The organism is Pseudomonas sp. TE3910 (assembly GCF_056279025.1).
In genome coordinates, this window is record NZ_JBWBQN010000001.1 from 743,816 (window position 1) to 765,332 (window position 21,517).

A 21,517-nucleotide genomic window follows, 5' to 3' on the forward strand; every position below is an offset into this window, starting at 1 on the left:
AGGCGTTTGATGGCTATCACGACCGGCTGAAACCGGCCAATAGTGGACGTTTAGCACACGCGAAAAATTTTTCATCTTTATGCACTTCGCCGGTGCTAGGCTCTCACTGTAATAGCTTCAAGGTCTTTTTGATCTTCAAAGCCTTTTACTTATGCCGGTACTAGTGTGCGGCATCCGCCGCTTGAGTACACAGCCGAATAACGATTCTTGACTCTGGCGACAAAATAAGAGGTCATCCGGTCATTCCAGTGGACTAGTATTCATCCAATATTTCCCACTCGTCATTTTAGTGTGAGAGAGCAAACAATGAAGCGGACAGCTAAAGCGATGGGATGCGCCTTACTTACCTTGGTTGTCACTCACTCGTTTGGAGCACAGGCGCAGACTGGGGCGGATACCATCTACACAGGCGGTGACATAATCACCGTCAATGAGTTTCAGCCGCAGGCTGAGGCAATTGCAGTCAAGGACGGCCGTATTCTCGCAGTCGGATATCGCGACGAGGTCATGAAGTACAAGGGCGCCAAAACGCTGCTGGTTGACTTGGCTGGCAACACCCTGGTGCCAGGCTTCGTCGACCCACATGGCCATGTGTTCAATACCGGCATTCAGGCGATCTCGGCCAATCTGTTACCACGTCCAGACGGTGGTGTGAACGACATCGCCGAATTGCAGGCTGCGTTAAAGGCCTGGGCCGAGCAGAACCAGAAGCTCACCGCGCAGTACGGCTGGATTGTCGGGTTTGGTTACGACGATGCACAACTCAAAGAACAGCGCCATCCAACACGCGATGACCTGGACCAAGTCTCGAGCACGTTGCCGGTGGTGATCGTTCACCAATCCGGACATCTAGGGGCAATGAACAGTAAAGCCCTGGATATTCTTGGCCTTAATGCAGGCACAATAAACCCTCCCGGCGGCGTCATTCGACGTAAGAAAGGCAGCCAAGAGCCCGATGGGGTGCTTGAAGAGAATGCTTTTTTTAGCCAGCTCTTCGGCCTGATGGGCAAACTCAGTCCGGATGCAAACAAGGCGCTATTCGCAGCAGGCGTCAATCTATACAAGAGCTTCGGTTACACCACAGCACAGGAAGGCAAGGCATCGCTCGCCTCGGTGGCCACCATGGAAGCGGTGGCCAACAGTGGCAAGCTGGACATCGACGTAGTGGCTTATCCCGACATTACCGTGGGCGCAGAGGCCATGAAGGCGCCGTGGCTGTCAGGCACCTATTCAGGTCACTTCCGTCTCGGAGGGATCAAGCTCACGCTCGACGGTTCGCCGCAGGGTAAAACAGCATGGCTCACTCAACCGTATTACAAAGTGCCAACCGGACAGGCGCCGGACTATCACGGCTACTCTGCGTTCACTGACCAGCAGGTTAACGGCTTCGTTGATCAAGCGTTCAAAAATAACTGGCAAGTTCTGGCACATGTGAACGGCGATGCCGCCATCGATCAATTCATTGGTGCCATACGTACTGCTGAAAAGAAATATGGCATGGCTGATCGCCGCCCAGTCGCCATACATGCGCAGACTGCGCGCTTGGATCAGGTTGAGGCATTCAAGGCGCTGGGCATCATTCCGTCTTTTTTCCCGATGCACACATACTACTGGGGTGACTGGCATCGAGACTCAGTATTGGGGGCTGATCGTGCGTCCAACATCTCTCCGACTGGCTGGGCAATCGAGCGCGGCATGATTTTCACCTCGCACCATGATGCGCCAGTAGCAATGCCTGATGCGCTGCGGGTTATTTCTTCCACGGTCAATCGCGTTACCCGCAGCGGCAAGGTGCTTGGCCCCGAACATCGAACGACGCCATTGGTTGCACTAAAAGCCCATACGCTCTGGTCGGCATATCAGTACTTTGAAGAGAAATCGAAGGGCTCGCTCGAGGTAGGAAAACTCGCGGACTTTGCAGTGCTCGACGGTAATGTGCTCACTGTAGACCCGCTGAAAATTGCCGAAATCAAGGTGCTTGAGACGATTAAGGAAGGCAAGACCGTCTACCGACGCGATACCGCGCTGAAGGCTGACGCGATAACCGGTTGCGCCGAATCGGATGCTTGTTTCATGGTCGCAAGTCGAGTGCTGGGTATGGCAGGGCTCATACATGCTCATGCGCATTGAAATTTACCATTGGGCAAACTTGGGTATGTAACGCGAGCACGCTTCCCTCGGTTATCACGCAAAGGACATGGGTCAATGAAACGGGCTCGTAAATCGACAATGTGTGCGTTGGTGGCCTTGGTAGCAGTACGCACTGTCATCGCACAAGAAGATCCAAGCGCGATTACCGTCTTCACTGCGAAAAAGATTGTGACGATGGACCCGACGCGACCAACCGCGACTGCTGTCGCTGTGCGCGACGGGATGATCCTCGGCGTCGGCTCTCTGCCAGACCTTGCGCCCTGGTTGAAGGATAAACAGTACACGGTCGACTCCCAGTTCAAGGACAAGGTATTAATGCCTGGCTTGATCGACCCGCACATGCATCCCATGCTTGGAGCCATCGCCTTTCAGACTGTCTGGATCACCCCCGAGCCTTGGAATGTAATGGGCCATAAGACTCCCGCCACCTTTGGTGAGAAGGCTTATAGAACAGCCCTTAAAACAGCATTTGCCGAGCGCAATAAAGACGCCCCGATATTCATGACCTGGGGCTTCAGCGCAGACACCCACGGTGAGCTGTCGCGCGAGGTATTGGACGGCATATCCAAGGATGTCCCCATCATGGTGCTGCAGCGTTCCATGCACGAGGTGTACTTCAATAGCCCAATGATGGCGTTGTTGAAATCCAAGGGACTCGACGAACAAAAGTACAAGGATCACCCTCAGATCAATTGGAAGAACAGTCATTTCTGGGAAGACGGTATGTTTAGCGTGGTCTTGCCTTACCTGGCAGGCAGTCTGCTCGACCCCGTTTCAGTAGACCCTGCGTACTTAAAGACGCGTGACTACCTGACCTACAATGGCGTGACGACAGTGGCGGACCTGTCCACCGGCAGCACGAATTGGGACATGGAAATGGCCGCCCTAAAGCGCACCATGGATACCACAGACTCGCCGATTCGGGTGCGCCTGACGCCAGATGTCTACAAGCTCAGCCTTGCCCTGAAGAGCCCCGACGTGGCGATGAAACTGGTCGGCCAGTTGAAGGATCAGAACACCCGCCATCTGATCTTCAATAATGCCATCAAGCTGTTTGCCGATGGTGCAATGTTCTCTCAGGCTATGCAGATCAGCGATCCGGGCTATATCGATGGCCACAAAGGCGAGTGGATTACCCAGCCTGAAGCGTTTGCTGAATTTGCCCGCAGCTACTGGAACGCTGGTTACCAGATCCATGTGCACACCAATGGCGACGGTGGCGCCAAAATGGTGCTCGACACGTTGCAGACCCTAGAGGACGAAAAGTCGCGCGCAGATCACCGTTTCACTATCGAACATTACGGTTATGCCAACGACGGCACCTCGCGACGCATAGCCAAGCTGGGCGCCCAAGTCTCAGCCAACCCTTTCTACCTCTATGACCTGGGTGATCGCTATGCCGAGACGGGCCTTGGCTTTGATCGCGCCGCGCGCATTGCGCCATTGGGCGGATTGGTAAGGCGTAATGTGCCGGTAGCGCTGCACTCGGACTTCCCAATGGCACCTGCCGAACCGCTGTTTCTAGCCTGGACCGCCGCGTCCCGTGAAACCCTGAGCGCAAAAGTGTTTGCCCCCACCGAGCGGCTGACATTGGATCAGGCCATGCGCGCCATCACCATCGACGCCGCTTATATGATTGGCATGGAAAATGAGATAGGGAGTATTGAATCAGGCAAGCTCGCCGACTTTGCCGTGCTCGATAACGACCCCTATGACGTTGGCGTGAAAGGGCTTCGCGACATCAAGGTTTGGGGCACAGTGTTTGAGGGCAAGGCACACACCGCCACGTCGAGTACACCGAAGAGATAGTGGGCGTCGTTAGTGAGCACGTGAGTGACGAATCACCTGCTTAGCTAATCGGGCCGCGTCGCTTGGCAAAAAATTTAGCGATACCGGCTGACTTGCCCGTTACTGACTAGAAGGATATTCGATAAAGCTTTGCGGAAACGCAGCTAACTCGGTTTGTCTAGGATGTAGGATGCGCGAAAGCCATCTTTTTCGTGTGGCTGTTCAGAATCCAAACGGGACAGATGCCAGTACAGTAGCGATAATGTGAACTCACGGTTGCTTTTGGGGCGTTGCCTTCGTGATCGATTTTAAGGGCTTCTTCTGGCCGTTTTCTGCATTTCGCCGCCATCTGCCATTAGCCGACATTCGATAACACAGCGAGAATGGCAGCATAGCCCACACCGGGATTCACCGCGGAACGTGACCCAGGATCAACGGGCGGGTGCGCCTCATCACACGTCAGGCAGCGCCAATACGAGGAGGACCGTGTCTATGCAAACGCGTATCAATGAAGCAATCCAGACGCACTACACCCGTGCGGATTTGGGGGGCGTCATACTGACGGCGCTGGAGAAAGCGGGCAAGGACATAAACCACCTCACGCCCGAAGACTTGGCGCCCATCGATCAGTTTCATATCCGCGGACGGGCGGCGACCCTCGAGCTTGCCCGGGCTGCAGGGCTCGATGCATCAAAGCACGTACTTGATGTGGGTAGCGGCGTAGGCGGGACCTCGCGTTGCCTGGCGAAGGAGTTCGGTTGCCGTGTCACGGGCATCGACCTTACAGACGAGTACTGCCGCGCTGCTTCGATGCTCTCGGCCAAGACTGGCCTTGCACACCTCGTCGACTACCGCCAAGGCGACGCCACCAAGCTGCCATTTGATGACCAGACATTCGATGTCGTATGGACGGAGCATGTGGCAATGAACATCCCGGACAAGACGCGGCTGTACAAGGAAATGCACCGCGTTCTAAAGCCGGGCGGCACGCTCGCTATCTACGATGTACTTGCTGGTCCGTCTGGCCCGGTGCTGTTTCCGGTCCCGTGGGCGCACACACCGGATACGAGTTTTCTCGTGTCGCCAACTGAGTTGCGCGCGCTTCTCGAGGAAGCAGCATTCACGATTAACGACTGGTCTGACACAACAGAAGCGGCGCGCGCGTGGTTTGTGACCCTGGCCGAGAAGATCCAGAAAGAAGGCTTACCATCCCTTGGATTCCATTTGCTGCTTGGCGCTGATTTCAAGGTAATGGCGCAGAATCAGGGTCGAAACCTGCAAGAGGGGCGGATTGCTCTTGCACAGATCGTTGCGAGGAAGTGAGCTATGCTCGCAGGGTAAGTACGTTGAAGTAAATCGCTTCGGCTACCCCACTTATACCTGAGTCGTTGTTCATGGGTGAAACCACTACTATCCCCTCGGATGATGTACCTGACCTTCAACGTATAGTGCAGCGCAAGCTCGGGCGCTGCCTGGTGCGTTTGCAACAATACGAACGGTTGCTGAAAACCATGGTCGCGCATAATGAATTGAGCTGCCCAGCGGATCAACTGCATACCATCCGTGAGCAGAAGATCGCATGCACCCAAAACAAGACAATGGGCACGTTGGTCGGGATGCTGACCAATAGCTTTCTGACCCTGCCGCTTTCAAATGAGGAAGAACCAAAAACACAAATCGATACAAGTGACCAGATCTGGTTGAGCTATCGATACCAGGTGGAAATGCCAGCCGAGCACTATGAGGCAACGAAGGTTGCCCTCAAGGAGTTGGTCGACTTGCGCAATAAACTGGTTCACCAATTCCTTGAGTGTTTCGATCTGTGGTCTGCGTCAGGCTGCCAGGCGGCGGATGGTTTCCTGGAGGAAAGCTACGAAACCATTAATCGGCATTACCTGAATCTGCAAAGCTGGGCCAAATCCATGAATGAAGCACAAGCTAAAATGGCTTCGTTTATGCGTAGCCCAGATTTCTTGGATATGTTTATCGACGGTATCTGTGTGGATGGTTCAGTCGATTGGCCTCGCAGTGGGATATGCAGCTGTTTACGTGAAGCAGAAACCAACCGTTCCGAAGGAGGTTGGACTCGACTGGAAGCCGCTATCCGCTGGATTGGTATTACCTATCCAGAGCAGACCCCCAAACGCTATGGTTGCAGCAGTTGGATGCATGTCCTGTACGAATCAAAGCAGTTCGAAATACGAAAAACCCAAGCTGAATATCGGCTTACTACCGTTTGGTATCGCAGTAAGACCAACTTAATGGAAAGCTGAATCGATCCTCTTTTTGTGCGTGCGTGGAGTGAGGGCTTCTGGCCGATAGCTGCCCTCTCCTGAAGGCAGCAAACGGCCAATAGCGGTAACTCGCGAGCGGCCGCTACCGGTCAGATACTGCCATTTACCCAGAGGCTCGATGGCTTTCACGAGTTTGCTTAGTTGAATTAGTCCGAACCAGAACTGCTGGCTTCACCCGACGAAGATCGCGAATAAAGTTCTGTACGCTTCGCCAATCACTTGGTGTCCGTGACACCGTTAATGTCGGGCAACCGGCAGGATGAGTTAAGCGGCTATGCTTGCTTCCGTTTCGGTAACTCCAGCCCTGGCGGAGCAGTTGTCGGATCATTCGGTCAATATCTTTGTTTGCGCAATACTTCATATGCCCTCTCCAGCCGAGAGCAGGCTGTCGCGGAGGCTAACGGTAGTTGTAGGCTTCGGTGAGATGTCAATTGATGACCAGAGGGGGGTATGCATGACACGGACTCCGAGGAATTGAGTCCGCGCAGGGTGTCAGCGGGGGCGTTAGAAAGGTATGAAGAACCGCGTCCCCCCCTTCCATCACTGGCCTTTGAGGGGAGGTACGGGATTTTACAGTGGTAAGGTGGCCTAGCTTTGTAAGGATTACCGCACCGTCAACAACACCAAGGACAGGCACTATGAGCACACTACCCTCGTTTGAGTCGATTCTATTGCAGGTTCATCAGAGCCTAGGGTGCACACCCTACCAGACCTCGCTGAAGCGCGACTTTGCTACTGGTCAAAAGCAGCTTTCTCATCATAAAGAGATGGCTGACGAAATTTTCGATGCCATATTCGATGCGCTTGATCTCGACCAGCAGGCGCGCGGCGACATCATGCACAACGTGTTGGACTTGGCGAACTTCAACAAAAACCTCGAGCTGAATACCTGGACCTTTGCAGCCGACAAGCGCCAGGTTCTCTGGATGTTGCAGGGCTACTCCTACGCGCCCGGCGTTGCTCGGATGGCAGCTTTCTGGAATTTAGAGGAAGCACTGGACAAAGGCATGCCGGGCGGGCGCTTCTGGTATCTGCCCGAGCCCCGCGAAGTGGACGGCAAGCCCAGCCTGTACCTGCCGGTCGCTCAGGTTGTGGACTGGTTGTTGGATCTGCTGGGGATGCCGCTGGAAGAATTTGCCGACAAACGCAGCCAGCGCCTAAAAGACACTGGCGACAAATCCTCAGAACCCCTGATGCGCTCGCTGTACAACTGGCGCAAGGAAACCACGCCCAACCCGGCCTCCATCAAGGAGTACTTCCCTGATGAAATGGATGTGGAGTTCAAGGGCGTTTTCTCGCTGGACAGCAGCCGCTCTCCTGCCGATCAGTTCGCCGACGCCCTCGACTTCGTGACGCGCAAGAAGCTGACCCCCGACAAACTGCGACTAGAAATCCCGATGACGCAGGCAGGTCGTCTGAAGGCGATTCTGAATGGCACCGCGGATGAGGATGAGAGGGCTGATTTTGTTGGATGTCTGGCTGACCGCTACGCTGTCCCTTCCCCGCACACCATCCGCCAACGCCTGCTGTTTGCGCGCATGGTGCAGGATGGCTATACCCGTCTGCTCAAGCTCATATGCCCGGGCGTTGATCGGCTATGTGCCGACGCCAGACAGAACAAGCTGCTGCAGCTGTTCGCCATCTACAAACTTATCTACAACCTGACCATTGACGCCTGGCGCAACTGCAGGGAGCAGGGCGAGGCGGCGGAGAATGCCTGGTTCGAGGAGCTTCTGCCCTCTGCGGATAAACATGGATTGTTTCTCTCCATCCTGCCTTCGCGACGGGAAACCGGCTATCTGGAGTTGGCACACCTGCTGACTCGCCATTTCTTCGATTTGCAGGCAGGGGCAGAGCTTGAAGATCACGTGGGGCTCGATGCAGAGTCAGCGATGCCGATCATCAAGCGTAATGCGCAACGGGCTGTGGCCATTGCAGACGAACTGAACACTGAACTGCTTCTGGTTGCTCGCATGAATAACTCTTCCTCATGGCGGGCCCTGCAAAGCGAGCACCGCTACTGGGTGATCAGCCAGGTGGCAAATCATGCAGACCTCAGCCCGTACGCCAAAGAGGCCACCATCCAGCGCCTACGTGAGTTGGCCAGCACGCCCGCTCAAACTGTCCAAACCATTCTGCTCGAACTCGATGGGTATCTGAACGATGAGGGCAAGCAACGGCCGAAAGACACCTGCAAGCGGGTCCAGGCCTTGCTCGAAGAAGCCGAGGCCTGCGAGGGGCATCAACTGTGGAGAGCGCCACTCCTGCAATACAAGGCTAAGCATCTGTTGGCGTGCAATGACTTCGAGAACGCTGAAAAGCTATTCAGGGAAGCTCTGGAGGCTGGACGGGAACGCAACTGCGGGCCACTGCGTGGCGAGGTAGCTAGGGACTGCCTTGCAATGGCTGTAGCAAACCAACGGCTGATACCGGAGAGCCACGAAAAGTATTACCGGGAGATGCTGGCTGGCGGCATGGTCGAGGGCGGCGAGGTTCCCAATATCGAAGATACGGCGCGTTGGGCTGCCGACTACTTTTGGAACACCCTATACAAACCTTATCCGGGAATTGAGCGCATGGCGCCCTTGATGCGCGAGAGGGTAGAGGAGTCGCTCAGACTTTTGATGTCCGGCGACTCGGATGGGCTGCGTGAATGGACGACACGCAACCGCAGCAAGCTCAACTCAAGCCTACCGCTGGTGACCGGTGACTCGCTGTTGATGAACTGGATCAAGGGGCGCGCACATTTTGTGAAAAGCCTCCCAATGATGCGCCAGATGCTCCCCGCCGAGCTGCAAACGGAGCAGAACAAGTTTGAAGTTATGCTGGAGCATTGGCGTCAGTCCATCGGGCTGCTGGCACAGCAAGCACCGAAACAGTTGAACATTACCGATTTCAAAAAGCAGACTCCATTGATGCTGATGGCTGAGGCCGGGGATACTGAGCTGGTAATGATCATGTTGCAGGCCGGTGCCGATCCAGAAATGCAGGACCGGCAGGGTATGACCGCCCTTCACTCGGCGATCAAGTCCCACGTAGGCAGTTGCGTCGATGCACTGCTTGATCACCCGTGCCACCTGGATAAGCTCACTCTCGACGGCCAGTCGCCACTACATACCGCAGCCTGGAGCGGAAATCTGCATGCGACACAGCGTCTGCTGCAGTTGGCCCCCGAGCTTGCCTGGCAGCGTAATACTCAGGGAGTGACGCCCTTGGAGAGAATCGAGTACCTGATCAACAACCCTCAAGCTATCCAACTTCTTGCGAAGGAGCTTGAACTACAGGGAAGACGTTGCGCTACCAAAGATGAACTTGTGAAAGTCGTTAATATACTTGAAAAGGCAGAGCTCCCGCCGACCGGCTAAATGCCAGTTGACTGATAAACAGTGATAGCCATGCCAAACTCCGCTTCTGGCCGATTCTTGCCTGTTGCCACCATCAGCTATGGGTCGAATAGCGACCACCACTCATTGTGACTGATCCACCCTTGTCCTCCCTCAACGTGGAGGACAAGCCATGAACACTATTGCTACATACAGCCATCAGCCTTGGAACAAGGGAAAGCTTGTCGGGCAGAAAGCCCCGCTCCGAGTGAGAGATATCTGGGCCATCCGAGTAAGACTCCAGCTTGCTGAGAAGACGCGAGATTTGGCGCTTTTCAACTTGGCCATCGACAGCAAGCTGCGTGCCTGTGACTTAACCAAGCTGCGAGTCCGAGACATAGCCCATGGGGAGCACGTGTCGTCGCGGGCCATCGTGATGCAGCAGAAAACTCAGCACCCAGTACAATTTGAAATCACGGAGCAAACCCGAACGGTTCTGGAGGCTTGGATGCATCAGGCCCACCTCCGCAGTGAGGACTTCTTGTTTCCGACCCGGTTGCACGACTCAGACCATCTCTCCACCAGACAATACGCTCGGATAGTCAAAGCGTGGGTGGTCGCCATTGGCCTTGACCCAACTATGTACGGTACTCATACGCTACGGCGAACCAAAGCATCGCTGATCTATCGCAGGACGAAGAACCTGAGAGCTGTCCAACTCCTGCTTGGTCATACGAAGCTTGAAAGCACCGTCAGATACCTAGGAATCGAGGTCGATGATGCCCTGGAAATGGCGGAATAGGCGGAACAGGCGGAACAGGCGGAAGTTTAACCACCCACTGCGACGGTCGATGCTAGACCGTCGCTATCCGACCCAAAGCTGCCAGTGGCGAATGGTAGCAATCGAATACCGTGACTATTCTTTCGGTTATACAGCCAACTGGAATTGGTCTATGACCCCTCTCACAAAACGTAGAGTTTTACTCACAACAATGGCGTTGTTTGTAATGGTTCCGCCGACAGCATTCGCTGCATTATTCGGTGTTATGGGGCTGATGGCTTCAATCGCGATTATGTCAGAAGGCGACTTCTCGGGTTGGCTGACACTCCCAACGGTAGTGTTCGGTTGGCTAGGGGTTTATTCGGGGTGGTACATCTACTTTGGACTACTGTGGTCGCGACCTAGATTCAGAAGCAAGCCCAGGTTGATGGTCGGCTTGTTGTGCGGAATGCTTGCAGCTGCGGTCATGATTTACGGTGTTCAACCGCTTAACGTCAGTATTCCTTTATTTGTGCCCAGCATCATCGCTGCAGCTATTCTGGCAGTGCTGATGTGGAATAGTCCTGCTGAAAACCAATGATTAAAAGCGTCAACCTCACGTGCCATACACTGAGGGTTGAGCCCTCCATTGTGACATACCAAATGTCCGCTTCTGGTCGATTGCTGCCTCTCGTGAAAGGCTTCAAATGGCCGTTACCTGCCCTCCGCGAAGGGCAGCTTTGGGTCAAGGGCTGCTGGTCATGGATGAGCGCTACCCGACCCTTAGCAGAAGCTCAAAGGTTCTCTATGAATGACCGGTAGTTGTTTGCTCTTCTGCACTTTCAACTGCAGACCCGCGCGCTTCACCCTCCAACTGCACATATTCAATGCGGTGCCGTCCATTGTTTTTAGCCGCATATAGCTGCTGGTCTACGGCGTTGATGAAGTCTGTAGGCTTTTCCCACTCACCTGGCACTACCGAGCCCGCGCCTATGCTGACCGTGACGCGGTGACCATGCGGCGATAGCGCATGCACGATGGACTGCTTCTGAATCAACCGCTGGCAGCGCTCAGCAACTCTACGCGCCACCTCGGCATTGGCTTCGGGCAGCAGCACGACAAACTCTTCGCCTCCGTAGCGAGCCACAAGATCGCGAGGGCCATCCAACGCCAAACTCAGCGTCTGTGCAATCGCTATCAAACATTTGTCGCCTTGAATATGGCCGTACAAATCGTTGTACTGCTTGAAAAAATCGACGTCAAACAACAGCAGAGACAGTGGCTGGCGCTCGCGGCGCGCGCGTTCCCACTCCAACTCGAAGCAGCTATCGAAGCGGCGGCGGTTGGCGATACTCGTCAAACCGTCCTTGAACGAAAGCACCTCTAGCTCTTTCTGCAAGCTCAGCAGTTGGTCCTCGGTCTTCTTGCGTTCGCTGATGTCAAACATGAAGCCGATCAGTGCTTCGACCTCGCCTCTGTCATTGCGCACCACGTGCACAACGTCGCGAATCCACACATAGCCGTTGTCCTTGGTCAGCGCTCGGTAGTCCGCCTCGTGGTCCACGCCAGCCTGGGATTGTGTTACGCAGAAATTCACCACATATTCGCGATCTTCTGGATGCATGCGCATAGCCCAGTCTTCCACGCTCACCCAACTTTCAGGGCTCCAGCCCAGCAACGCTTCGATCTGAGGGCCGATATAGGCGAATTTCATTGAGGCCCAATCAATCTTCCAAGGAATCGCCTTGGTCGACTCCAGCAAGGTTCTGTACACCTCACTGTCATTAACGAACTCGCTTGCATCGGACATACGCAATAGCCCTCAGAGTCATATCAGTAAGCCACTTTAGCCTTAAGCAGGCAGTCGTGGAAATTTACTGAGTGTGTTGCAACGTCATCTGTCCTGCGACCGATCAGCGATGCGCTCTCACCGGCATTCGCGACTAGAATTCCACTGCCGACCCTTCTAAAGCCAGGTCCGGTTTCAACCCTGCAATGTCAGGTCGCTAGTGTTATTTCCGTCTATGGGATACCGGTATGGCAAATCTGCAAGACAAAACCGAATCCGAAGAGGATCTGGCCCAGATGGTAATAGGGCGGGGCCCCTGCACCTACCTGTTGTTGCTGTTGCTCGGATTGATCCTCCTGTTTCCTTTTCTCGAGGAGGGGATACTGGCCCGCACGTTGCTCGGCATTCTGTTTTCAATCGTGCTGCTGGTGGGCGCCTCTGCCACTCGGCAGACTCGACGGGGGTTGATCCTCAAGCTGGGCCTGGCGTTGCTTGGGGTTGGCCTTCAATGGACGGCGTTGTGGGCTGAGAGTGTCGCGACTCTTGTCTTTGCCGCTGTATGTTTTGCGGCGTCGCTTGCCGTCTCGTTTAGCGGCGTGCTCCGCTACATTCTCAAACGCGGGCCTATTACAGCCGACAAGCTGCATGGTGCGCTTGCAGGTTACATCATGCTGGCCTTCGTCTGGTCCTTCGTCTATGGCCTGGTCGAGGTATCCAGCGCGGGTTCCTTCGGCCCCGGCCAACTCGACTTCATGCAGCCCGGCTCGTTCTTCAAGCTGATCTATTTCAGCCTCACGACGCTCACGACCACCGGCTATGGTGATGTCATCCCGTTGACTGACCACGCCCGCTCACTGGTGATGGTCGAAGAATTTTCAGGCGTCTTTTACGTGGGTGTTGTCATCGCGCGGCTTGCCGGCCTTTATCCGTCGAATCAGATCAGGTGACGCTCGATTTTGACTGACGTGTTCTTGATTGAGTACACACATGCCAGACGATCCCATGAAGGCGATGCAGCGCATGTCTTGGGGATCAGAGCCCTCCGCCGAAGCGGTACTGCCAGACGATGCCAATGGCATCGTATTCGCTGCCCGTACGGGTATGCCCGCCATTACTCGCGTTCAGCTTTAGCGAATGGTTGCGGTTCAATGGCAGCGTAAGGGTGCATCCGTAGCGTGTATTTTCCTGAAAGTCATGGTTGCCGACCCCATCGACTGAGCTACTTCCGCCCGCGAAATAGGTTGTATCCAGCGACGCCCAAACACCATTGCTAAAGGCATAGATGAGATGCCCTTGTACTTGGTAGATCGGGTTCTGTGACAGCGTGTGGTCGCCGAGGAACTCGTTATTGTCGGTGTAAAAGGTACCCGCGCCGGATAACTCCAGGGTCACTGGCCCCAGGCGTTTGGAAATCCCAAGCTCGGGTTTGAACGACCAGCGGTTGTTGCCCAGGTTCACCAGTTTGTTCGCGTCGTATTGCCCCAGAGGCGCTGTGATCGCCAGGCTGGCGCCGATAATGACATCTTGTTGATAGCGGGGGAATTCAGCCAGGGACATCGCCGGGGCGCCATACAGGTTCACCGAGAAGCGCAATCTTGGATCGATCAAACCCGTGACATTGCGCTCCTTGGGTTCACCGTTGAACAGGGCAGAGCCGCTCAGTTTTGCCTCAGGCACGACGATGTCGAACTTCCCCGAGCGGCCCCAGACGTCGAGGGACCTGGCAAAGGCAAACACGACTGTCTTGATGTTGAGCTTGGCATCCTGGAGCGGAACTGAGGGGTTGGCCGTCACGCTGCCATGGAGATCGCTGTAGCCCATCAGCAGGAAATTGATACCGACCGGCGTATTGGCGTAAGACCTGGGTTCGAGATCCTCTGCGACCGCGTTGGGGGCTGTGATGACGAGCGAAGCGGATGCGAATCGAACCAGCCTGACGACGCAGCGTTTGTGTTTCATCCACGTTTGCTTCCTGTCAGGCCCTGAAGTTCTATGTATTGTTGTAGCGCATCTGGATTTGTTTGGCACTGGCCGCGGCTACCCGCTCCATGTGCTGATCGCTGAGGATGTCTGTGGGTGAGTCGATATCCAGCAGGACACCTGAATCTTCAACCTCTACCGGAATACAGGCATCAGCATTGTCGAGGATGACCTGCCTGCCGCCCTGATCGCCTTGCAGATGAGCAAGCGCTGGCCAGAAGCGCCGACCAAACACCACGGGATGCCCCCGCTGTCCTTGATGGAAGGGCAGGACGATATGGTCGGTGCTGGACAACGTGCGCAGTTGCTTAAGCGTCTGCGCGTCGATCCATGGCATGTCACCGAGCAGAACCGCCACGGCCTTTGCCCCTGAATGCTCAAGTGCGCGTACGCCCGCCGCGAGACTGGCCCCCATACCGTCATCTGCATGCGCCGCCCACACGATGTCGACCTGGAGGTCGATTGCCAACTGTTCGGGGACGTCACCTGGACGTAGCACCACCCGAACGTCGTCGAACACCTCCCGCGCACGCGCCAGGGTTGCCGCCAGTAGTGATTGCCCCGAACGCAGTCGGGCTTTTCGCTTGTCGCTGCCAAAGCGCTCGGCGCGGCCCGCTGCCAGTACCAGCGCGACACAGCCGCCCTGCGAGCCATGAGGCTGCTGATTACACCTGTCGTGTTGCTCCCTCGTACGCTTGGCCTGGCCCACGGACAGCTCGCCAGGCAGTGCGACATTGTTCTTGGCGGCAAGCACTTCGGCCATGACACTGACCGCGATTTCCGCCGGGGTCTTGCTGCCGATGTAAATGCCGATCGGCCCATGCAAGCGCCTGAGCGACGCTTCGGTCTCACCGAAATGCTCGATCAGCCGCTCTCGGCGGTTCTGGCTGTTGCGCCGGGAACCAATGGCTCCAATGTAGAACGCCGGGCCATGCAGGGCTTCGAGCAAGGCCAGGTCGTCCAGTTTCGGGTCATGGCTCAGGGCAATGATGCAGGTACGCACGTCAGGTGCGAAGGCCCGGACGACGTCGTCGGGCATGCCGACCACTGTATCGACGCCGGTAACCGTCCAGGTGTTGATGTACTCGGGCCTGGGGTCGCACACCGAGACCTTGAAGCCATTGAACTGGGCCATGATCGCCACATATTCAGCCAGTGCGCCGGCGCCAATCAGCAGCATGCGGTAACCCGGGCCGAGTGGGTTGCTGATGCGCTGGCCGTCGAAGCTGAACGGATCTGGTGTGGTGGTTGCTTCGAGTGCGACCTCGCCGGTCGCCAGGTTCAGGTGGCGACGCATCAGCATGCCTTCATCAAGTCGTGCCAGAAGCTGTTCCAGTGCCTGCAGGCACGGTGCGAATTCAAGGACGATCTCCAACGTGCCGCCACAGGGCAGGCCGAAGCGGTGTGCTTCGTCGGTGCTCACCCCGTAGCGAACAAGCTGCGGTGCACCTTCCGGCAAGCCGGACCCTTCGTAGGCGCTACTGTAGCGGTGAATCAGGTCATCCTCGATGCACCCTCCGGAGACGCTGCCCACGACGCGTCCGTCGTGGCGCAGCACCATCATCGAGCCTACCGGCCTTGGCGACGAGCCCCAGGTACGGACCACCGTCGCCAGCAGGCAGCGCTCGCCGGCAGCGAGCCAATCCCGGGCGGTGCGAAGAACGAGCAGGTCAATGCTTTCCATGGAATATCCTCAGTGAGCACTTCGGCTTCACAGGTTGAGCCTGAGGCTCGATGTTCATCGGCCTCGCGGCTTCAGGCCTGTCTAGCTGAAGGTGTACCTGGACAACGGCATGCTACGGATGCGCTGGCCAGTCAGCCGCGCCACCGCGTTGGCCACCGCCGGTGCGACTGCCGGCAACGGCGGTTCGCCAATCCCGCCCATCTTCGCGCCGCTCTCGATGATGCGCACATGCACCCGCGCCATGCGCTGCGGTGTCAGGATAGGGTAGAGGTTGTAGTTGCGTGCACGTGGCTGGCCGTTGGCATACACCGCTTCCTCCACGAGGGCCTGGGACAATCCCAGCGCTACGGCGCCATTGACCTGAGCCTCGATGATGGCCGGGTTGACGATGCTGCCCGGATCAATCGCTTGCCAGATATCGTGGACTTTTACCTGGCCCTGCTCGATGGACACCTCGGCAATTACCGCCGCTTCCGAGCCGAACGGCGAGGCCATGGCCACGCCCCGTGCCCGGCGCGAACCATCTTCGGCGGTGAACGGGCCACGTTTCCAGCCACCCGACAGTTCGGCGACCGCCTGCAGGAGATGGGTCAGGCGGTCGTTGCCGCGCAGCAGGTGCAAGCGCAGCTCAAAGGGGTCCTTGTTGCCGTGGTCGGCCAGTTCGTCGAGGAACGCTTCGTAGAAGAAGTCATTCATCGAGTTGCCCACCGAGCGCCAGTAGCCCAGCATTGCCGGGCCTTTGACATACACCTGGGCGATGCGTTTGTGGGTGATGGCGTACGACTTGCCCGCCAGCCCCTCGAGTGCCGAGGGGTCGAGTCTTTCGCCCTGTTTTCCGGCGATTGCTTCGGTTGGGCCTTCGGTCGCGCTCACGGCTTCAAGCGCTACGGGCAGGCCCTCGGCGTCCAGTGCCGCGCGGAACTTGACCACCGCCATGGGGCGCAAGGCATCGCGCAAAAACTCCTCCTCGCGGCTCCAGATCAGTTTGACTGGGCGCCCGACGGCCTTGGCCAGCAGGATCGCCTGTGGGTAGGGGTTGGCGCTGTCGTAGAGGAAGTGACGGCCGAAGAAACCACCCAGTAGGGGAGAGTGCAGGGTGATCTGTGACGGGTCCAGGCCGGTACGCTTGGCAATATCGGCGCGGAACATGTCGGGTGCCTGGTTGGGCAACCACAGCTCAAGCGTGCCATCGGCGTTGAAGCGTGCCAGGGCCGAAGGGGGCTCAAGCTGCGCGTGGTTCAGGTACTGGTTGTGGTAGGTGGCCTCGACCTTGGTTGGCGCCGAGGCGAACGCCGCGCTGAAGTTGCCCTCGTTCTCCGCATCGCGGCCTGGGCCCGGCTCACCGGCCAGTCGCTCACGAAAGGCGTTACTGGAGAAGTCAGCAGGCATCGGGCGCAGCGGCGAGTCTTTGCCAGCTTCCTGCCACTCCACCTGCACGGCCTCCACGGCGCGCTTGGCATGCCACCAACGCTCGGCAACCACGGCGACCGCGCCGGGCAGGCGATGAACCGAATGCACGCCCTTCATGGCCTTGACCTGCGCTTCGTTGAGCAAGGCGCCTACGGTCATGCCCAGGCGCGGCGCATGCTGCACGGCTGCGTGCAGCATGCCGTCGAGTTTGACATCAATGGTGTAGATGGCTTTTCCGGTGGACTTGTCGTAACCATCGACCCGCTGCACCGGCTTGCCGATCCAGCGGAATTGGCTCGGATCACGCAGTTGCACATGGGCAGGATCAGGCACCGGCAGGTCCATGGCGCGTTCGGCCAGTTCGCCATAGCTCAGGACACGGCCCGAGGCGGCATGGACCACGCGACCGGGTTCGGTGGTCAGTTCGCCGACCGGCACCTCCAGGCGTTCAGCGCCTGCCTGCAGGAGCATGGCCCGGGCCAGGGCACCGAGGCGGCGCATGGTTGGGTAGCTGGTACGCACCGACATGCTACCGCCAGTGATGCGCATACCGTTGTCCATGACCACGTATTGCTCGCCGGGCGGGGCGCTGTCGACCAGGAAGGTCGCAGGGTCGGCATCCAGCTCCTCGCCGACGATCTGTGCCATGGCGGTAAAAGTACCTTGCCCGCCCTCCATGAATGGGCTGAGCAGGCGAACAGTGCTGTCCGGGCGGATTTCCAGGAACGCCGGGACTTGTGTGCCCGCCGCCTGCCCACCATTTGCGGCGGCTTGGGCCCGGGTCAGGCTGATTGGCAGGCCGAAGCCGAGCACCAACGCGCCAGCGGCGGTTCCAGCGGACGCAAGGAGAAACCGGCGCCGGGAAATATTCACCGGTTCTCCGAGCGGGTATGGCTGTCCGTCGGGGCTGCTGAATATGCTGTCGTTCATCAGCTGTTCTCCTGATCGGCCGCTACCTCATGCACGGCGGCCTGGATGGCGTTGTAGGTTCCGCAACGGCACAGGTTGGTCATTGCCGCCGCGATCTCTGCGTCGGTCGGATGGGGCGAGTGCTTGAGCAGGGCGGTGGCCGCCATGACTTGTCCGGACTGGCAATAGCCGCACTGGGCGACCTGATGCTTGACCCAGGCGGCGACCACCCGTTTGCCCACCGCATCGGCTTCGATGGCTTCTATGGTGGTGATATCGCGCCCGACGACGCCCGCAATGGGGGTGACGCAGGCGCGCAGCACGTTGCCGTCGACCATCACCGAGCACGCGCCGCACTGTGCCAGGCCGCAGCCGTATTTGGTCCCGGTCAGCCCCAGGTCGTCCCGGATGACCCACAGCAGTGGTGTGTCCGCGTCGGCATCGACCTGGTAGGTCTGTTGGTTGATTCGAAGCTCCATGGCTCACCTGCAATCAGTCGGTTGGTGTCTCGGTTTTCTCGTGGGAGCAATACGCTAGGCGCACGTCATCCAAAGACGCTAGCACAAGGTCGGCCCGGCGATGCCCGCAGGGTATTGCTATGACCTAGCGATGAGCTTGATAAAACGGGCTATGCCGTAGTGCGCCTGAAGGCAATCAGTCCACCAGGCGCAAGGCGTCGATCACGACCTGCATGGCCCGTGAGGTCTCCCGCTGGGCGGCGTAGTAGAGGTGATAGCCGGGAAAGCTGCGCCACCATTCTTCGAGCACCGGCACTGCCCGGCCCGACGCCAGGTGTGGGCGGGCCAGGTCTTCGGGTACGTACGCCAGGCCCCATCCTGAAATGAGGGCTCTCCTCCGTATGCGACAAGTCCCCAAGGGGACGAAGCTGCCTACTTTAGGTGCTGCTCGACTAGCAGGTAACCCGCATAAAGCGCATGTACCTATGCAAGAAATTGATTAATCAAGCCGACAGGGTGGGGCGCTTCACTCCAGACGCAGTGCTGCGATCAATAGTGACATGGCGCCGGTGGGTTGCCGTCGGCTGGGATAGTACAGGTGCAAGCCGGGCCACATCGGGCACCAGTCATCCAGCAGTCGTACCAGATGCCCGTAGCGCAGGTAGGGCTCGGCCAGTTCTTCCGGCAGATACGCCCAGCCCGGCAATGGCGGTGTCCAGGCAGTCGAAGGTCGTGATGAAGATCAACTGGCCGTCGACCCGGATGTTCAACCGGCGGTCGTCCTTCTCGAACTCCCAGGGCCACAGGTTGCCATGGGTGGGCAGGCGGATATTGATGCAGTTATGGTGCATCAGATCCTCAGGCTGTTCAGGTGCGGGGTGTCGGGAAAGATAGCTTCTGGTTGCCACCGCAGCGAACCGTGCGTCGGGGCCGATGCGCACGGCGATCATGTCCTGGTCCAGGGACTCACCGAGCCGCACGCCGGTATCGAAGCGCTCGGCGACGATATCCACCAGCCCGTTGTCGGTGAATACCTCCACCTTGATACCGGGATACTTGGGCAGGAAGCGCTTCAGCTTGCCCATCAGCACGGTATGAACCGCGTGGTCCGAGGCGGTGATGCGCAGGGTGCCGGTCGGGCTGTCGCGCAGATCATTCAGCGCTTCGAGTTCGGCGTCTATCTGCTCCATTTGCGGCGCCACGGTCTGCAACAACTGCTCACCGGCTTCGGTTGGGGTCACGGTACGCGTATTGCGTGACAGCAACTGCACGTCTCCAGCGTACGCACGGCGTGGCTGACGGCGGTCTGGGACAGGCCCAGGCGTGCGGCTGCCTTGGTGAAGCTCCGCTCCCGCGCCACCGCAAAAAATACGGTCAGGCCGGCAAAAGCGTCGCGTAGGGTCTTGTGTTCCATGGGCTGGCAAACCTCGAATAACCGCCTCTGTAGCAGGCTTGGCAACGTACTCGCTCATGGATGACCTGAAAAGCCCTCTAGCTGCCGAAGGATTCCATGAGTACTTGAACCAGCTCTCCACCTTCTGGGGTTGCCCAGCTACCTGCCAGTTCGGCAATCAACTGGTTGGTGGTGGTGAGTGTTACACCGGCCTTGTCCATCCGGCGCAATGCGATGTCATCGGCCATTGCCGTTGGCGAGGCGCCTGCATCGGCGACTACCTGGACTTCATAACCTTCCCGTACCAACGTCAGTGCTGGGTATACGGTGCACACGTCATTGGTTACGCCCGCGATGATGAGCTTATTGCGACCTGTAGCTTTCACCGCAGCAGCGAAGTTTTCGTCATCCATCGCGTTCACGATACCCAGCCGTTTTACGCGGGCGGCAAACGCCGAGGGAAGGATCTGTTCCAATTCGCTCAGCAACGGGCCTTGTGCATATGCTTCCATGCTTGATGTCAACACGACAGGCATCTTCAAAATGCGTGCGGCCTTGGCAAGCATCAGGGCGTTGCGTTTCAGCTCGTCAAAGGGCATGGACTTGGCCCAGCCCATAGTGCCGACCTGATGATCAATCAGCAGGAAGGCGGCATTGTCAGCGCTGAACTTTTCGTACTTCATGGTGATTCTCCTAATCGTTACAGGTGGGTACAACACCCAGTGGTGGGGTCAACGAGCGTGCAGTGTTCCAAAGGCACCGCGCCGGTAGTCGTCTACCGCCTTGGCCAGCGCCTCCGGCGAAGCAAGGGCAAGAGGGCCTTGCCAATACACCGGTTGATTCAACGGAGTACCCGAAAACACCACGGCTTTCGCGTGTCCGTTTTTTGCGTGCAACGTAACCAGTCGATCCGGCCCATGCGGCAGGTTTACCGGGGCTTTCGGGTCAGTCAGGTCAAAGGCATGACCATCGACATGAATCTCCCCGTCAATCGGCATCACGAATGCGACGTGCCCTTCTGGAACGGGAATCTGCACCTCGCATCCGTGCTCAAGGGCGATATCCAGCAGCCGGACGTCCGTAGGGAGTGACAGGGGTGACACTGCGTCCGCAAAGCTTCCGAGGGGCACTCGAACGTTAGCGCCTGCCAGGCGGACAACAGGCACGTCCTGCGCTTCCAGGCTGAAGACAAAAGGCGCGCCTGCCTGTTTGTCCTCCGGCAGGTTGATGAAAATTTGCAGCATGTGAACCGTCTTGCCTGGTTCGGCTGGAACCTCTTCATGCACCACACCGTTACCCGCCGCCGTCCAGTGCAGGCCACCCGGTTGAATCAGGTTGCGATTGCCCAAGGCGTCGCGGTTGTCGATACCGGTTTCCGAGTCCAGAAACAGGTAAGACACTGCCGAGAAGCCCGCATGAGGATGGGCGGGGAATGTCGGCCCACTCATCCAGGCATGATCTACCCCCAGGAACGGATCGATCGGTTTCGCATACAGGTCGCCACGGAGGCTGAATGCTCTGAACTGGCTGCCGTGATTCATACGCTGCAAGCGGGCGATGGGTTGCATGACAGTGCTC

16 protein-coding genes and 2 pseudogenes are annotated in these 21,517 nt (G+C 57.6%); 8 read left to right on the forward strand and 10 right to left on the reverse strand.

Features of this window, described 5'->3' with window-relative positions; genetic code table 11:
• The first annotated feature begins 306 nt into the window (after nucleotides 1-306).
• The 7 genes from ACZ9H3_RS03390 (at nucleotide 307) to ACZ9H3_RS03420 (ending at nucleotide 10,917) form a co-directional block, all read left to right on the forward strand.
• Nucleotides 307-2,130, forward strand: coding sequence for an amidohydrolase (locus tag ACZ9H3_RS03390; protein ID WP_476219579.1), 1,824 nt, complete (start codon nucleotides 307-309; stop codon nucleotides 2,128-2,130).
• Between the two features lie 75 nt (nucleotides 2,131-2,205).
• Entirely contained in the window at nucleotides 2,206-3,960 is a 1,755-nt protein-coding gene (locus ACZ9H3_RS03395) for an amidohydrolase (protein ID WP_476219581.1), read from the forward strand.
• A gap of 471 nt (nucleotides 3,961-4,431) precedes the next feature.
• Nucleotides 4,432-5,262, forward strand: a complete 831-nt coding sequence (locus ACZ9H3_RS03400; protein ID WP_476219583.1) for a class I SAM-dependent methyltransferase — start codon at nucleotides 4,432-4,434, stop codon at nucleotides 5,260-5,262.
• Nucleotides 5,263-5,333: 71 nt separating this feature from the next.
• Nucleotides 5,334-6,212 carry an OST-HTH/LOTUS domain-containing protein gene (locus tag ACZ9H3_RS03405; protein WP_476219584.1) on the forward strand — a complete coding sequence of 293 codons (879 nt, stop codon included), beginning with the start codon at nucleotides 5,334-5,336 and terminating at the stop codon, nucleotides 6,210-6,212.
• 659 nt (nucleotides 6,213-6,871) lie between these two features.
• A complete protein-coding gene (locus ACZ9H3_RS03410) occupies nucleotides 6,872-9,598 on the forward strand; it encodes an ankyrin repeat domain-containing protein (RefSeq protein ID WP_476219585.1) in 2,727 nt (908 codons plus the stop codon).
• Between the two features lie 151 nt (nucleotides 9,599-9,749).
• Nucleotides 9,750-10,358 (forward strand): tyrosine-type recombinase/integrase, encoded by a 609-nt coding sequence (locus ACZ9H3_RS03415; protein WP_476219587.1) that lies wholly within the window; start codon nucleotides 9,750-9,752, stop codon nucleotides 10,356-10,358.
• A gap of 151 nt (nucleotides 10,359-10,509) precedes the next feature.
• Entirely contained in the window at nucleotides 10,510-10,917 is a 408-nt protein-coding gene (locus ACZ9H3_RS03420; protein ID WP_476219589.1) for a hypothetical protein, read from the forward strand.
• A 204-nt stretch (nucleotides 10,918-11,121) separates the two neighbouring features.
• Here ACZ9H3_RS03420 and ACZ9H3_RS03425 read toward each other — a convergent pair whose 3' ends face one another.
• Entirely contained in the window at nucleotides 11,122-12,126 is a 1,005-nt protein-coding gene (locus ACZ9H3_RS03425) for a diguanylate cyclase domain-containing protein (RefSeq protein WP_476219591.1), read from the reverse strand.
• Nucleotides 12,127-12,353: 227 nt separating this feature from the next.
• Here ACZ9H3_RS03425 and ACZ9H3_RS03430 point away from each other — a divergent pair, with 227 nt between their 5' ends.
• On the forward strand, nucleotides 12,354-13,052 hold the full coding sequence (locus ACZ9H3_RS03430) for an ion channel (RefSeq protein ID WP_476219593.1): 699 nt from the start codon (nucleotides 12,354-12,356) through the stop codon (nucleotides 13,050-13,052).
• An 85-nt stretch (nucleotides 13,053-13,137) separates the two neighbouring features.
• Here the strand turns inward: ACZ9H3_RS03430 and ACZ9H3_RS03435 are convergent, their stop codons facing one another.
• The 9 genes and pseudogenes from ACZ9H3_RS03435 to ACZ9H3_RS03475 form a co-directional block, all read right to left on the reverse strand.
• Nucleotides 13,138-14,064, reverse strand: a complete 927-nt coding sequence (locus ACZ9H3_RS03435; protein WP_330522674.1) for a transporter — start codon at nucleotides 14,062-14,064, stop codon at nucleotides 13,138-13,140.
• A 31-nt stretch (nucleotides 14,065-14,095) separates the two neighbouring features.
• Nucleotides 14,096-14,794 carry a nucleotidyltransferase family protein gene (locus ACZ9H3_RS03440; protein WP_476222683.1) on the reverse strand — a complete coding sequence of 233 codons (699 nt, stop codon included), beginning with the start codon at nucleotides 14,792-14,794 and terminating at the stop codon, nucleotides 14,096-14,098.
• Nucleotides 14,768-15,769, reverse strand: a pseudogene (locus ACZ9H3_RS03445) (XdhC family protein); the annotation flags it as partial. The pseudogene ACZ9H3_RS03445 and the gene ACZ9H3_RS03440, both read right to left, overlap by 27 nt.
• An 81-nt stretch (nucleotides 15,770-15,850) precedes the next feature.
• Nucleotides 15,851-18,109 carry a xanthine dehydrogenase family protein molybdopterin-binding subunit gene (locus tag ACZ9H3_RS03450; protein WP_476219596.1) on the reverse strand — a complete coding sequence of 753 codons (2,259 nt, stop codon included), beginning with the start codon at nucleotides 18,107-18,109 and terminating at the stop codon, nucleotides 15,851-15,853.
• Nucleotides 18,109-18,567, reverse strand: a complete 459-nt coding sequence (locus ACZ9H3_RS03455; RefSeq protein ID WP_476219598.1) for a (2Fe-2S)-binding protein — start codon at nucleotides 18,565-18,567, stop codon at nucleotides 18,109-18,111. Before ACZ9H3_RS03455 ends, ACZ9H3_RS03450 begins: the two co-directional genes overlap by 1 nt.
• A gap of 175 nt (nucleotides 18,568-18,742) precedes the next feature.
• On the reverse strand, nucleotides 18,743-18,964 hold the full coding sequence (locus ACZ9H3_RS03460) for a LysR substrate-binding domain-containing protein (RefSeq protein WP_256587977.1): 222 nt from the start codon (nucleotides 18,962-18,964) through the stop codon (nucleotides 18,743-18,745).
• A gap of 108 nt (nucleotides 18,965-19,072) precedes the next feature.
• Nucleotides 19,073-19,960 (reverse strand): annotated as a pseudogene (locus ACZ9H3_RS03465) (LysR family transcriptional regulator).
• A gap of 77 nt (nucleotides 19,961-20,037) precedes the next feature.
• A complete protein-coding gene (locus ACZ9H3_RS03470) occupies nucleotides 20,038-20,622 on the reverse strand; it encodes an isochorismatase family protein (protein ID WP_099774635.1) in 585 nt (194 codons plus the stop codon).
• A gap of 48 nt (nucleotides 20,623-20,670) precedes the next feature.
• Entirely contained in the window at nucleotides 20,671-21,507 is an 837-nt protein-coding gene (locus tag ACZ9H3_RS03475) for a pirin family protein (RefSeq protein ID WP_102052243.1), read from the reverse strand.
• Between the last annotated feature and the right edge of the window lie 10 nt (nucleotides 21,508-21,517).